Origin of the sequence: Nitrospira sp. KM1, from assembly GCF_011405515.1 — a bacterium.
Lineage (GTDB): Bacteria > Nitrospirota > Nitrospiria > Nitrospirales > Nitrospiraceae > Nitrospira_C.
In genome coordinates, this window is record NZ_AP022671.1 from 182,232 (window position 1) to 196,596 (window position 14,365).

The following is a 14,365-nucleotide window of genomic DNA, read 5'->3' on the forward strand; positions in this document are numbered from 1 at the left end:
ATGGAGTCAATAGATCCTCTTGGGTCCGCTCAAAAATAGGGGCATTTCAATGTCACGAGATGGCTTGTCCGAACACTGTCAAATCTGACAGTGTTCGCTGAAGCGAACACGCTGTACAGTTTGCGTGATTCGTGGGTGTCGGCATCCAGAACCGATCAAAGCGATGTGGCATTTACCCTTACGGATAGGATATACACCGCGGGTATCTCGAGACGGGATTGTATGGCCCTGCAGAGGGGAAGGAGGCTCATATGACCGAAGAGCATGAACGGCTCGAAGCAGCGCGCACTCAGAATGTTGCGTGGAGGCGCTGGGGGCCCTACCTGAGCGAACGGCAGTGGGGAACTGTGCGTGAGGATTACAGTCACGATGGAAATGCGTGGGATTTTTTCAGCCACGATCAGGCGCGCTCGCGTGCCTATCATTGGGGGGAAGACGGATTGGCGGGCTTCTCAGACGATAAACAGCGGCTATGTTTCGCCCTTGCACTTTGGAATAGCAAGGATCCCATTCTCAAGGAACGGCTTTTCGGCCTCACCAACAGCGAAGGCAACCATGGCGAGGATGTGAAGGAATATTACTTCTACCTCGACAGCACGCCGACTCATTCATACATGAAATATCTCTACAAGTACCCTCAACCGGCATACCCGTATGACGACCTGGTCAAGACGAACAAGTCCCGTACACGTCATGAGATGGAATACGAACTCCTCGATACGGGTGTGTTCGATGAGGACAAGTATTTCGACGTGTTTGTGGAGTATGCGAAGGAATCTCCGGAAGACATTCTGATCAAAGTCACCGTTCACAATCGCGGGAAAGATACCGCCTCGCTCCATGTTTTGCCGACGCTCTGGTTCCGCAACACCTGGTCCTGGTCCGAGGGGGTGGACAAGCCCAGCCTCGAGCAATCCTCCGAACCGAATGGTATGAGCGTGATTGCCGCGTCGCATCCGGAATTGGGCAACCGCTATTTATGGTGTGAAGGAGAAGTTCCACTCCTGTTCACGGAAAATGAAACGAACATGGAACGGATCTTCAACCAGCCGAATCGAAGCTCGTATGTGAAGGACGGCATCAATCAATGCATTGTGCATGGTCAGGACGGATCGGTGAATCCTCTCAGGACTGGCACGAAGGCCTCCGCGCACTACCAGATGAAGATTCCCGGCGGAGGATCGAAGGTCATACGGATGCGTTTGTGCACCGCCTCTCCATCGGATACGGTCGGATCGACCAAGGGAGAGCCGTTCGGCAAGCGTTTCGACACGGTTGTGAACGATCGGCTGCGGGAAGCAGATGAGTTCTACGGGGCTATCGCGCCGCCGTCTTTGAGCGCAGACGAGAAGCACGTGATGCGGCAGGCCATGGCCGGGATGCTGTGGAGCAAACAGTACTACTATTTTGATCTCGATCTTTGGCTGAGAGAGCATGGCGTCAGCTCCTCGGAAGCGACAAAGGCGTTGCATATTCGAAACCGGCAATGGCTGCATATGGTAAACGACGATGTCATTTCCATGCCGGATAAATGGGAGTATCCCTGGTACGCGGCCTGGGACCTGGCATTCCACACCGTTGCGCTGGCGACCGTGGATCCCGACTTCGCCAAGAATCAGCTCGATCTCATGCTGCGTGAAGTGTATCTTCATCCGAACGGCCAGATCCCCGCATACGAGTGGAACTTCGGAGACGTCAACCCTCCGGTGCATGCCTGGGCGACCAACTATGTCTATTCCCTCGAGAAATCACGACGGGGCCAGGGAGACATCAAATTTCTGGAACACGCGTTTCAGAAACTGCTCTTGAACTTCACCTGGTGGGTCAACCGAAAAGATCCGTCGGGGCGAAACGTCTTCGAGGGAGGGTTTCTCGGCCTCGACAACATCGGCGTGTTCGACCGGAGCTCGCCGCTGCCGACGGGCGGAACACTGGAGCAGGCGGACGGCACGGCTTGGATGGCGCTGTTCAGCCAAAACATGCTGCAGATTGCGCTGGAGCTGGCGTCAAACGATCCGGTGTACGAGGGGATGACCACCAAGTTTCTCGAGCATTTTTTCAGGATTGCCGGATCGATGGACCGGGTGGGTGAACATCAAGACGAAATGTGGGACGAAGAAGACGGATTCTTTTACGACATCTTGCGGCTGCCCGATGGGAACGCCACGCGATTGAAAGTCCGGTCGATGGTCGGCCTGTTGCCGCTCTGCGCAACCACGATCATTCCTGAAGAATTTATCCACAAATTTCCAAAGACCGTCGAGCAGGCTCGGCGCTTTCTCAAGCGCGATCCGGACTTGTTCGCCAACGTGGCTTCGCCGACCAAAGCGGGCGTCGCGGGGCGCCGGCTCTTCGCCGTGATGAACGAAAACAAGTTGCGACGAGTGCTCGCCCGCATGCTCGACGAAGAACGGTTTCTCAGCCCGTACGGGATCCGTTCGTTGTCGCGGCACCATCTCGATGATCCGTACATCCTGCATGTCCACGGTGAAGAATTTCGCGTGCAGTATCTTCCCGCCGAGTCGAATAACGGGATGTTCGGAGGCAATTCCAACTGGCGCGGCCCGATTTGGATGCCGGTGAACGTCCTGATCATCCGGGCGCTCATGCATTTCTATCTGTATTACGGGAACGACTTCAAAGTCGAATGTCCGACCGGATCAGGGAAAATGATGAATCTGTTCGAGGTCGCGCGGGACATTTCAGGAAGACTGACCGCCATTTTCAGGCGTGATGCCAAGGGGAAACGGCCCGTGTACGGCGGATCGAAGAAATTTCAGGACGACCCGCATTGGCGCGACCATATTTTGTTCTACGAATACTTTCATGGAGACAACGGAGCCGGGCTGGGAGCGAGCCATCAAACCGGATGGACCGGTTTGGTCGGCGGCCTGATCTCGTTGTTCGGCCGCGTGAACGAAAAGGAGTGGTTGGAGAAGGGAATCTTCTTTGGTCCGATTCAGACACCGATAGCGGAAGACAAGGCCGTGCAGGACCCGGTCAAGGGTGAAGCGTCGGCCAAGCCGGAGCGCGTGGAAAAATGACGGCTTGGTCGAAACGACCCCGCATTTACGAAATCAATACCTGGGTCTGGCTGAATGAGCTGACGAAGACGGCCGGCGCGTCGATGACATTGGCTGATGTTCCCACGACCAAGTGGGATGCCATCGCCGCCTATGGATTCGACGCGGTCTGGCTTATGGGGGTCTGGGAACGGAGTCCTGCCGGCATCGACATTGCCATGCGCAACGAAGCCTTGCTGGCGGATTTTCGCCGTGCGCTTCCTGATTTCAAGGCTGAAGACAACGTCGGTTCTCCCTATTGCGTCCGGCGTTATCAGGTTGATGAACGACTGGGTGGACCAAAGGGACTGGCCGCGGCGAGAAAAATGCTGGCAGATCGGGGCATGCGTCTGATCCTCGACTTTGTTCCCAATCATGTGGCTCCCGACCATCCCTGGGCGACAGAACATCCTGAATATTTCATCCAAGGAAGCGCGGAGGATTTGGCCAGAGAACCCCAGTCGTTCTTGAATATGGCCGGCCGTGTGATCGCCTGTGGTCGCGATCCGTTCTTTCCCGCCTGGCCTGATGTGCTCCAACTGAATGCGTTTCACTCCGGGCTGCGAACAGCCGCCGTTGAAACGGTGACGTCGATCGCTTCGCAGTGCGATGGGATGCGTTGCGATATGGCGATGCTGATGATGAACTCCGTCTTTGAGCGGACTTGGGGAACTCGTGCCGATGTAAAACCGGCGACAGACTACTGGCCCCAGATCATTGCGGCGGTGAAGAGCCGATCACCAGACACCTTGTTCATGGCCGAGGCTTACTGGGATCTGGAGTTCGAGCTGCAACAGCAGGGATTCGATTATTGCTATGACAAGCGACTCTATGACCGCTTAGAACATGAATCGGCCGAAAGCGTCCGGCTGCATCTCTGTGCCGATCCCGCCTACCAGGATAAGCTGCTTCGTTTTCTGGAAAACCACGACGAACCGCGGGCCGCAGCCACGTTCTCTTCAGAGAAGGCCAAGGCCGCGGCGGTCTCGGTATCGACTCAGCGGGGCGCTGTGCTGTTCCATGAGGGACAATTCGACGGCCGCCGCACTCGGGTGCCGGTATTTCTGCGCCGGCGTCCGCAGGAAGACCCGGACAAGGAACTTCGGGAATTCTACAAGAAACTGCTCGACGTGTTGAAGGATCCTGTGATCCAAGACGGGGATTGGCGCTTGTGCGAGCGAACCGGGTGGCCCGATAACCAGAGCTATCTCAATCTCGTTGCCTGGTGCTGGAGTGGCCGGGACGGGTGGTATCTCATCGTGGTGAATCTTTCTGAAACTCCTTCACAAGGAAACATTCAAGTCTTGGCTGAAAACCTCGCCGGTAGGAAGTGGCGAATGACCGATCGCATCACGGGCGCGACGTACGACCGTAACGGAGACGATCTCTACCGACCGGGCTTGTACGTCGACCTCAATCCATGGGCATTTCATGTGCTGAAATTTTGAGTCACTGTGCGTTTAAGGACGGGTGTTTCATCTTTAAAGGAGGGTGACCATGCGCGTGAGACTAGCGTTGTTCTCGTTGGTATTGTTGGCCGTGTCATTTCAATGGGGCTGTGCGGAGATGCAGTCGCTGGGCGGTACGGAGACATTGACCAAGCTCCTGAGCAATCAATTGGGAGTGACGGCCAACCAGGCGACCGGCGGTGTCGGGTCGATGCTCACGCTCGCCAAGGAGCGGTTGTCAGGGATGGACTTCAACACCCTGAGCACATTTATTCCAGGGGCTGATTCTTTCATGAAAAGCGCCAAAGACCTCGGTGCCGTCACCGGCCCTGTGGGTGATCAGGCAGGACTGAAATCAGCATTTTCCCGATTGGGCATGGGACAGGACATGGTTCCCAAGTTTAACCAGACGGTGTCGGATTTCGTCGGTAAAACAGGCGGAGAAAAAGCACAAAATATTCTGGCGGCTGCATTGAAGTGACACCGCACCAAGGATCGATCGGAGGATGTCATGATGCGTACGGCGAGACGAAACCGGATCTGTCTGTGTGTCGCCGCCTTGCTGGCGGCCTCGTGCTCGACGGTGCCAAAGGATTTTGAATCGCCGCGGGTCAATATCTCCGATATGACGGCGAAGGATGTCGCGCTGTTCGAGCAACGGTTCGATGTCAAGCTGAGGATCCAGAATCCCAACGACATGGACATCAGTGTCAACGGCATGAAGTTCGACATCGAATTGAACGATCGGGAATTCGGAAACGGCATGTCAGGCCAGCGTGTGACTGTTCCACGGTTCGGATCGGAAACCGTGGACGTCGAGGTTTTCACCACCTTGGGGAGTTTTCTCCGCCAGGTTCAGGATCTCAGCGGCGGGGGCGGCCAAAAAGTCCGATACCATCTGAAGGGAACGGCCTTTGTCGTGGCCCCGAGTCAATTCAAAGCGCCGTTCGACGAGAAAGGGGAAATCGACCTCAATCTCGGTTCCAATGCCGAGAAGTAATTGTTATTTCGCGGCACTAGCCGTAAAGACAGGACATGTATACACGATGTCAAGATCTGGATTCGACCTGTTGAATTCAAGACTGACTCGCAGGCCCCTGGCATAGTCTCGAGGCGGTCTGCCTGTCCATCGGCGAAATGCCCTTGTGAAGTGCGCTGAATCAGAATACCCAAGGAGAAAGGCAATGTCGGTCAGCGTGTGAGTTCCCTGATGCACGAGTTGAAGACTGCGGTTTCGACGGAACTCGTCGAGAAGCGATTCAAACGAAACTCCCCAGCGCGCAAGACGTCGTTCGAGCGTACGGATATGAAGTCCCAGAGCGGTGGCGGTGGTCTTGAGCGTGGGGGCTTCGTGGGCCAATTGATCCGACACGGCAGTGAGCACTGCTCGCACGATCTCCTCTTCGGACGGTCTCTCGGGAAGTAATTCACGGGCGGCGGTAGTGCTTGATTGCAGGGGAAGTTCGAGCAGATCCCTGTCAAATATCAGGGCATTGTCTTCGGAATCAAAAGTCAACCTTCCGTTGAACACTCGCTCGAGTTCGGAAGAAGGACCGAACCGCGAATGCTCGAATGACACGTCGATGGCGGCATGCTCTCCCGTCAGAGCCAGGATCTTGTGAAGAAACATCAGGACACCTTCATGATACTGTCTGGGATTTTCCCGCATCCGCCCAAGCATGCGGTATCCCAAACGCGCCCGCTTACGACCTTCACTCAAATGAATCGCTGTCCCGGTTTGGATCAGCGCGGTTCGGCGGCACACCACGTCAATCGCAGCCCGTAATGTCGGCGCATCGAGAATCGCTTCCCCCATGACTCCAAGTTTTAGAATGGAGTCCATTTCGGCAATGTGTACGCCGCAATGGACATCACCGGTTGCGGACGACAGGGCATTGATGAGAGCCAGAAACAGATCGCGGGATAGCCAGGCGTCGGGGTCGAGCAGCGCCTGAGTCGGAATCCCAACCCGTCTCAACACCTTCCCCGGTTGTTCTGCCCTGGACAGCAGGTATGGGACGGCACTTGAGAGTTCGCAGACCCGATGGCGGCAATCTGACATAAGGGGGGAAGACCGTAACAAAGAATGTCGTGAAATGGCAAGGAACCTATTCTGGGATCTGTTAATGCTGTGCGCGCACCTGGATGGGAGGCGCTGTCAATTGTGACAGTTCCCGATTTGTAGGATTGGTGCTAGGAAGTCTCGCAACACATTGCAGTAACACGCAGGAACGATTGCAGAGGAGGTTTCACCATGATCGGGTTCAGTACGTTACGAGTTCCCAACGCCGGTAGAGCGGGTATATTGGCGGGCGTGATATTGGCCGTTGCCATTGATCCTCTCGTTGCAGCGGCTTCGACCGAACAACAACAACTGGTGGATAAGGCGAAGTTGACCGTAGAGGCCTTTGCGTCCGATCCCGCGCAAAAGGACGATATTCGTCAGTCGCTGAAGGATGCCAAAGCGGTGTTTATTGTCCCTCAATTATTTCGAGGTGCATTTCTCTTTGGCGGGACAGGTGGCGGTGGAGTATTGCTCGCTCGGGATGAGAAGTCCGGAGAGTGGTCGCAACCCGTCTTTTACAATATGGCCTCAGTCAGTTTTGGCCTTCAGGCCGGAGCCGATACGTCGGAACTTATTATCGTGGTTCGAACGCAAAAAGGACTGGAGGAGTTTTACAGCACGGATTTCAAGCTTGGCGCGGAAGCCGGACTGTCCGCCGGACCGGTCGGTGGCAGCACGGCCGTAGAGGGCGTTGCGGCCGATCTTCTTTCATTCGGACGGACGCGAGGAGTGTTCGCCGGAATGGCTCTGAATGGAGCCTCCGTCAAGGTCTCTGATGATTCCAATGAACGCTACTATGGAAAATCCGTTCGGCCGATCGACGTCCTCGTCACAAAGACGGTGAGCAATCCGGCTTCGGCGGACCTGCGCGCAGCAGTGGGCAAGCTCGTGAATACGAGCTCCAAGTAAACAGACATGGGGCCTGGAGTCGTGAGATGAAAGGAGACCCTTTGTGCGTAAGCGTCAATTGATAATCGTCTTGATGATATCCGTGTTTGTCATCGGCGACGCGTCGGCAGGCACGGAAACATTCGTCTATCCAAGCAAAGGCCAGACGAAAGAGCAACAAGACCAGGATGAATTCAGCTGTTACAAATGGGCCAAGGAACAGGCCCATTTCGATCCGAATCAACCGATGCAACAGGCTGCCGCTCCGCCGCCGCAAGGGGGGGCTGCGAAGGGCGCGGCCAAAGGCGCGGCGCTCGGTGCGGTCGGAGGCGCGATTGGCGGAGATGCGGGAAAAGGTGCGGCGGTTGGCGCTGGAGTCGGCGCGGCGGCCGGGGCTCACAAGCGACGCAAAGCGGAAAAGCAGCAGGACGCGGCCGGGCAGCAAGCGGAAAAACAGCACGAGGCGAGTGTGGAAAACTATCAGCGCGCGTTTGGAGCCTGCATGGAAGGAAAAGGGTATACGGTGAAATAGCGGGCCGCATATCGATCGTGTGACTCTTGTATGGTGCCTGTGCAGCTTCATTGAATGGGGGACTTTCATGAACAGAATGGTGAAATTCGGGGCCGCGGCAGAAATACGCGGCGGCGTTATGGCCGTGATGTTAATGATCTCATGGCATGCGCAGGCTGCCGAAAAGCCCGACAGGACCGTGCTGCCGATTCCCGAACCCAACGTGCCGGCTATCTCCACGCTGGATGCTCGGAATGTGAAAGTGCCGCCTCGATTTGAGGTGAAGGCGCCTGCGCAGGCACCGAATGTCTTGCTCGTCATGATCGACGATATGGGATTCGGGATGTCCAGCGCATTCGGTGGCCCCATCCACATGCCTACCGTCGACCGTCTATCGGAGACAGGATTGCGGTATAACCATTTCCACACCACCGCCTTGTGCTCGCCGACACGAACCGCTCTGCTGAGCGGGCGCAATCACCATATGAATAACATGGGCGGCATTACGGAGATCGCGACGGCCTTCCCCGGCTATACCGGTCAACGCCCCAACAATGTGGCTCCCCTCGCAGAAATGCTGCGGCTGAACGGCTACAGCACCGGATTCTTCGGGAAGAACCATGAAACGGCCGCCTGGGAGGTCAGTCCTTCAGGACCGACCGATCGTTGGCCGACGCGTTCCGGATTCGACAAGTTTTATGGATTCATCGGTGGAGAGACCAATCAGTGGGCGCCGCTTCTTTATGACGGCTTGGCACAGGTCGAGCTCCCGCACGATCCCAACTACCATTTCATGACCGACATGACCGATCAGGCCATCCATTGGATGCGCTATCAAAAGGCCCTCACACCGGACAAACCGTTTTTCATGTACTTTGCCCCCGGTGCCACGCATGCGCCGCATCACGTGCCGAAGGAATGGATCGACAAGTATAACGGCAAATTCGATGGGGGATGGGATCAGTTGCGCGAAGAGACCCTGGCACGGCAGATCAAGCTTGGCGTCGTGCCTCAAGGTACGACGCTCGCACCCAAACCGGACGCCATCAAGGACTGGACGGCGCTCACGGCTGATGAAAAAAAGCTTTTTGCGCGTCAGATGGAAATTTATGCCGGGTTCGGTGAATACGCCGACACGGAGATCGGCCGGTTGATCCAAGCTCTCGGGCAAATGGGGCAGATGGACAATACGCTGATTTTCTATCTGGTAGGCGACAACGGAACGAGCGCCGAGGGCGGCATGAATGGTCTGTTCAACGAGTACACCTATTTCAATGGCGTCAATGAAACGGTAGAGGATATCCTCAAGCACTACGACGACCTCGGAAGTCCTTTGTCTTATCCCCACATGGCGGCGGGCTGGGCCGTCGCAGGCGATGCCCCTTTCACATGGACCAAGCAGGTTGCCTCAAACTTCGGAGGAACCCGCAATCCGATGGTGGTGCACTGGCCCAAAGGCATCAAGGCGAAAGGCGAAATCCGAACGCAGTTTCATCACGTCATCGATATCGCGCCGACCGTCCTGGAGGCGGCGGGACTTCCGGAGCCGAAGGTCGTCAATGGGACCGAACAGGCTCCGATCGAAGGCGTGAGCCTCGCCTACACGTTCAATGACAGTAAGGCAACGAGCCGGCACCAGGTACAATACTTCGAAATACTGGGCAACCGCGGCATCTATGCCGACGGCTGGCTTGCTGGAACCGTGCACCGTGCTCCTTGGGAATTCCAGCCGCGCGGAAGTCTCTCCGACGATACATGGGAACTCTACGACACGCGCAACGATTTCAGTCTGACGCACAACCTTGCCTCGAAACATCAGGTCAAGCTCAAAGAGCTTCAGGATCTATTCATGAAAGAAGCGGTCAAGTTTCATGTGCTGCCCCTCGATGACCGCGTCATTGAACGTACGAATGCATCAATGGCAGGACGGCCGGATCTGATGGGGGATCGCACAAGCCTCACGGTCTACGAAGGCATGACCGGCATGTCTGAAAATGTGTTCATCAATACGAAAAACCGGTCGCATACGATCACGGCCGAAGTGGACGTTCCCGACGCCGGTGCCAACGGCGTGATTCTCGCGCAGGCTGGTCGCTTCGGCGGGTGGAGCTTGTATCTGAAAGACGGCAGGCCCGTCTATACGTATAATTTCCTCGGCCTGCAGCGATTTGATGTCATGGCGACTCAACCCCTCGCCGCCGGGAGAACGACCATACGATACGAGTTTGTCGCCGACGGACCCGGCATGGGACGGGGAGGAATGGGCACCATGTTTGTGAATGGCGGGAAAATCGCGGAAGGACGCATTGAGCGCACTCAGTGTTGCGTGTTCTCAGCCGATGAAGGCACCGACGTCGGGACGGACGATGGCACACCGGTGACGGAAGCCTACAAGGAACGGGATAACAAATTCACCGGCAAGATTCACAAAGTCACCATTGATCTGCTTCCGGTAAAAAAAGCCGGAAGCCAGGAAGGAGAAAAGACCGGAGCAGAGATGGCTCACAAAAAAACGCTGGCCGACTGACGATCTACCTGATTGCTCATGGGCTTGGACGAGCGGAGGCGAAACGACATGTGATGGTGTGGCCGTAACGTTTCACTACTTGCATTCTGAGAGGAGAATCTCATGCGTAAATATCTGATGATCGCGTTGGTGCTCGGCGGAATGACGATGTCGGCTGCGGGCTGTACCACGTACTACCGCGTGACTGACCCGACATCCGGAAAGGCCTATTACACGACCAAGGTCGACGAAAGCAAAGGCGGAGCCGTCAAAATCAAGGACGACAAGTCGGGAAGTACGGTGACGCTAAACTCCTCGGAGGTGAAGGAAATCTCCGAAGATGAATACAACGCCGGGCTGGTGGCCAAAGCACCGGCCAAGCAGGCGCCTGCTCAACCAGTGCCAGCCGGGACAGCAAGCCCTCAGTCACCGGCCAGTCCAATGCCAATGGTGGCTCCTCCCAATGAGCAGGTGGTGAAGTAGCTGGCGGGGGGGTGAACGGTTTTCAGTGTCGGCAAATAACCGGGACTTTGCGTCGATGGTGTGACAGGTGGGCAGTTGTTAGGGGCCGAACAACGGCTGGCCGTACCGTGCTTTGTCCTGTCGTTCATGCTACTGACGATGCCCGAGTTAGACGCCAGGGCGGAGGTCGGCTTCAACGCACAGGGCATTCTGTTTTATACCGACGACGTGGGCGTCTTTTCTGCCACGCGCCGTCTTTCGCGGGACAACGATCCGACTCAGCCCGCCATTGATACGCGATTGACCAACCAAGGCTCTGACGTCGTCTTTGAACCCGACGCCCGAGTCACTGAGTCGTTTGAGAATCCATTTGGAAAAACCGAACTGAGCCTTCGCGGTCAGGGATTCGTGTTTGTGGATAATCCGCGGTTCAATCATGGAACCCTGAACGTCCAGGCACTCCATGCTTTTAGCGATGCCACTCGGGTTCGATTCCGGTACTACTACGCGCCCGACCTCTTTCTAGGGGAGAACGAAGTCAGAAATCTGTCCTCGGAAGGGCTCGCTGCCGAAACCGTCACCAGTCATATTTGGTCGACGAGGGTGGAGCAGCGCCTTACAAGGGATGTCGATGCCCGTCTGTTGATGCGGTACGGCATTCGCCGATACAACGAGGCGTTCGCCGAACGGGATACCAACTTTTGGACGATCGGTCCGCACCTCGCATGGCGGGTGTCAGAACGGGTGGTGCTCGGATTCAGCTATCATTACGAGCGTGGGCTGGCGGAGGGACGTAACCAGCCGGAATTCAAGGACGATGTGTCGTACGTCAATCACTACCTCAGCGCCGATGTCGATGTGGAACTGATGGAACGGCTGGTCGTATCGGCGGCGGTGCATTATGAACGCAACAATTGGACAAGCGGTATCGTCGGCGACGAACGCAATGGCGCACACGAAACGATCTATCAGGGGGAAGTGATGCTGATACGAAGATTGACGGAGGTATGGACGTCCTTCGTGGGGTTCCAACGTTCGAGTCGGAAACAAAGTTTCGAGCCAGAGGCGGTCAAGAACACCAATGTCGGGGTAGGCGTGAGGGCGTCGTTTTAACACGCATCATTGCATTCGGGTGGAGGCACGGGGTGCGTGTATTCATTGGACGGCGATGGAGCATTGTTCTCGTCATGAGCGGCCTTTCCGCCTCGTGGTGTTGGATGGGATGGCCGGTCCTGGCCGGGGCCGATGAGCCTCAGGGAGGCGCCGTATCCGGCACTGATCGCGCCCCGCGGGTGGAGGAGGCCGGTGTGGAACAGGAACCGGATGCTGAATTGGAACCCGACCGTGAGGGTCCACGGCGGCAGCCTCGATTCTTGCCACCACGCCTCAGACCGAGGGAGTTGACACCGGAAGAACGGGAAGAGGCCGAATATCTCAAGAAATTGGCGGCCAAATACGGGACCGACCCCACGGCCATTGTCGGTCGTGTCCAACTCTCGGGGGCCTATGCAGACTTGCGGAATGATGCGCATGCGAGCGACGGGACGCTGCGCATCGATGTGCCATTCAGAAAAGATTGGCTCCTGCGTGTCGACACCCCGTTTGTGAAGTGGAGCGATCCGAGTCCAAACCGTGCCGGAATCGGAAGCGCGGCGGGCTTCAGCGACATGTTCGTCACACTCGGCTGGCGTGCCTACAACACCCCGGAATATGCCTTTCTCATCGGTGCGCTCACGACACTCCCGACTGCGTCGGTCAATACATTGGGAACCGGAAAATACACCGCCGGTCCGATTATCGCCACTGCCCGTTTCTTGTCCCGGTGGGAATCGTTTCTGTTCGGGATCTTTCAACATCAAATGTCCGTGGGCGGGGACCCTTCCCGCACCAACGTCTCGCTGACGAGGGCGACCGCGCAAATCAATACCATTTGGGCGGAGCGGTGGTGGACCGTTGTTCAAGCCGTGTGGCAGGTGAATTGGGAGCGAAGCGCCAAGAGCAGCATGACCATGGAATTGGAAACTGGAAGAAGCCTGATCGGGCGGTGGGGAGCCTACCTTCGTCCAGGCGTAGGCATATGGGGTCAATCGCTGGCCGGCGCCTACGAATGGAACGTTGAAGTCGGCGTGCGTTACATGTTTCCGAGTTTCTAGCAACCCTCGGCCGATCAGTATGATGGTGCTGCGCGGTTGCCCGGTATTTAGGAATCGGGTTTGACTCTCACGAGGTGAACGGATGAATGAAGCTGGGAACGGTCATGATGAAGTGACGTTCTCTTTAATCCGGAACGATCCCTGGTTTCGGCTTCAGCGAACCCTCGGGCTGATTCCGGCGCAGGGTCTGGGAATCGTTCGACGATGCGGGGTCTTTGCGATGATCACCTGGCTTCCTATTGCGATCTGGGCCATATGGTGGCGACGAGCATTTCCCGGAGAAATCGCTGAACCGTTGCTCCAACATTTTGGAATCCATGTTCGGTGCCTGCTCGCCATTCCATTGTTCATCATTGCGGAGATGACGGCGGATCGGACTTTTCGTGAAGCCATACCGTATTTTGGACGTTCCGGTATCATTGACGACGATAAACCCCGATTCATTCAGATTCTGCGGTCCGCCGACCGGATGCGGGATGCATGGTATGTCTGGTCGTCAATGTTTGCCATCATGTTGCTCGTCGTTCTCGTGGGAGACCAGGAGGCCATGCACCTGCATGAATTGGTGTGGGCCGACGAAGGGGCACCGGGTCGTCAACACCTCGGCTTTGGCGGATGGTGGTTTCTCTTCGTGATGCGGCCGTTGTTCGTCTGGCTCCTGTTGGTCTGGGTGTGGCGGTTAGTGGTCAGTACGGTTTTGTTATGGCGGATTTCCCGGCTGACCCTCCATCTTGTTCCTACCCATCCTGATCGTGCCGGCGGTCTGGGGTTTCTGGAGGATCTATCAATGGTATTCAGCCCGGTGATTTTTGCTCTGTCGGCAGTTCTTGCATCACGATGGGGGCACGAGGTTCTCTATCATGGTGTTGACGTGCATAGCTTTACCATGCCATTTGCGCTATTCGTCGCAAGCATGCTGGTACTGATTGTGGGTCCCTTGACGTTGTTCGTCCCTCAACTGCTTCGTTTGAAGCGACAGGCATTGGCAGACTATAGCGACCTTGTGGGGCGGCATGGGCGGCAGGTCCACCGACGGTGGATCAGCAGGAAGCCGGTTACGGAGGAACCGTTGCTTCAGGCCGCCGAACTAGGGCCGGTCATTGATACGGTATCCATGTACGAGGTCGTTGACCAGATCCGTCCGGCTCCAATCGCGAGAAAGGCGCTCTTGGCGGTGGTGCTTCCGGCCCTGTTTCCCATGATTCCGATGGTGGCCACGCAAATACCCTTGAAGGATGTGATGCTCAAGTTGCTGGAGACATTGGTATGA

Annotated in this window: 12 protein-coding genes; 11 read left to right on the top strand and 1 reads right to left on the bottom strand. The window is 56.4% G+C overall.

Features of this window, described 5'->3' with window-relative positions:
- The first annotated feature begins 251 nt into the window (after positions 1–251).
- Genes W02_RS00925 through W02_RS00940 form a run of 4 tightly spaced genes read left to right on the top strand, consistent with a single transcriptional unit; the run spans position 252 to position 5,510 of the window.
- Positions 252–3,044, top strand: a complete 2,793-nt coding sequence (locus W02_RS00925; protein ID WP_173043901.1) for a glucosidase — start codon at positions 252–254, stop codon at positions 3,042–3,044.
- Positions 3,041–4,510, top strand: coding sequence for an alpha-amylase family glycosyl hydrolase (locus tag W02_RS00930; RefSeq protein WP_173043903.1), 1,470 nt, complete (start codon positions 3,041–3,043; stop codon positions 4,508–4,510). Before W02_RS00925 ends, W02_RS00930 begins: the two co-directional genes overlap by 4 nt.
- A gap of 49 nt (positions 4,511–4,559) precedes the next feature.
- Positions 4,560–4,991, top strand: a complete 432-nt coding sequence (locus tag W02_RS00935; protein WP_173043905.1) for a DUF2780 domain-containing protein — start codon at positions 4,560–4,562, stop codon at positions 4,989–4,991.
- A gap of 30 nt (positions 4,992–5,021) precedes the next feature.
- Positions 5,022–5,510, top strand: a complete 489-nt coding sequence (locus W02_RS00940; protein ID WP_173043907.1) for an LEA type 2 family protein — start codon at positions 5,022–5,024, stop codon at positions 5,508–5,510.
- A gap of 3 nt (positions 5,511–5,513) precedes the next feature.
- Here the strand turns inward: W02_RS00940 and W02_RS00945 are convergent, their stop codons facing one another.
- Positions 5,514–6,491, bottom strand: coding sequence for an AraC family transcriptional regulator (locus W02_RS00945; RefSeq protein WP_173043909.1), 978 nt, complete (start codon positions 6,489–6,491; stop codon positions 5,514–5,516).
- 273 nt (positions 6,492–6,764) lie between these two features.
- Here W02_RS00945 and W02_RS00950 point away from each other — a divergent pair, with 273 nt between their 5' ends.
- The 7 genes from W02_RS00950 to W02_RS00980 all read left to right on the top strand — a co-directional run bounded on the left by W02_RS00950 (position 6,765) and on the right by W02_RS00980 (position 14,365).
- Positions 6,765–7,484 (top strand): lipid-binding SYLF domain-containing protein, encoded by a 720-nt coding sequence (locus W02_RS00950; RefSeq protein WP_173043911.1) that lies wholly within the window; start codon positions 6,765–6,767, stop codon positions 7,482–7,484.
- Positions 7,485–7,527: 43 nt separating this feature from the next.
- Positions 7,528–7,995, top strand: coding sequence for a glycine zipper family protein (locus W02_RS00955; RefSeq protein WP_173043913.1), 468 nt, complete (start codon positions 7,528–7,530; stop codon positions 7,993–7,995).
- 118 nt (positions 7,996–8,113) lie between these two features.
- A complete protein-coding gene (locus W02_RS00960; protein WP_370467994.1) occupies positions 8,114–10,501 on the top strand; it encodes an arylsulfatase in 2,388 nt (795 codons plus the stop codon).
- A gap of 102 nt (positions 10,502–10,603) precedes the next feature.
- Entirely contained in the window at positions 10,604–10,963 is a 360-nt protein-coding gene (locus W02_RS00965) for a hypothetical protein (protein WP_173043917.1), read from the top strand.
- A gap of 138 nt (positions 10,964–11,101) precedes the next feature.
- On the top strand, positions 11,102–12,055 hold the full coding sequence (locus W02_RS00970) for a hypothetical protein (protein ID WP_173043919.1): 954 nt from the start codon (positions 11,102–11,104) through the stop codon (positions 12,053–12,055).
- A gap of 74 nt (positions 12,056–12,129) precedes the next feature.
- Positions 12,130–13,095, top strand: a complete 966-nt coding sequence (locus W02_RS00975; RefSeq protein WP_173043921.1) for a hypothetical protein — start codon at positions 12,130–12,132, stop codon at positions 13,093–13,095.
- Between the two features lie 82 nt (positions 13,096–13,177).
- A complete protein-coding gene (locus W02_RS00980) occupies positions 13,178–14,365 on the top strand; it encodes a hypothetical protein (RefSeq protein WP_173043923.1) in 1,188 nt (395 codons plus the stop codon).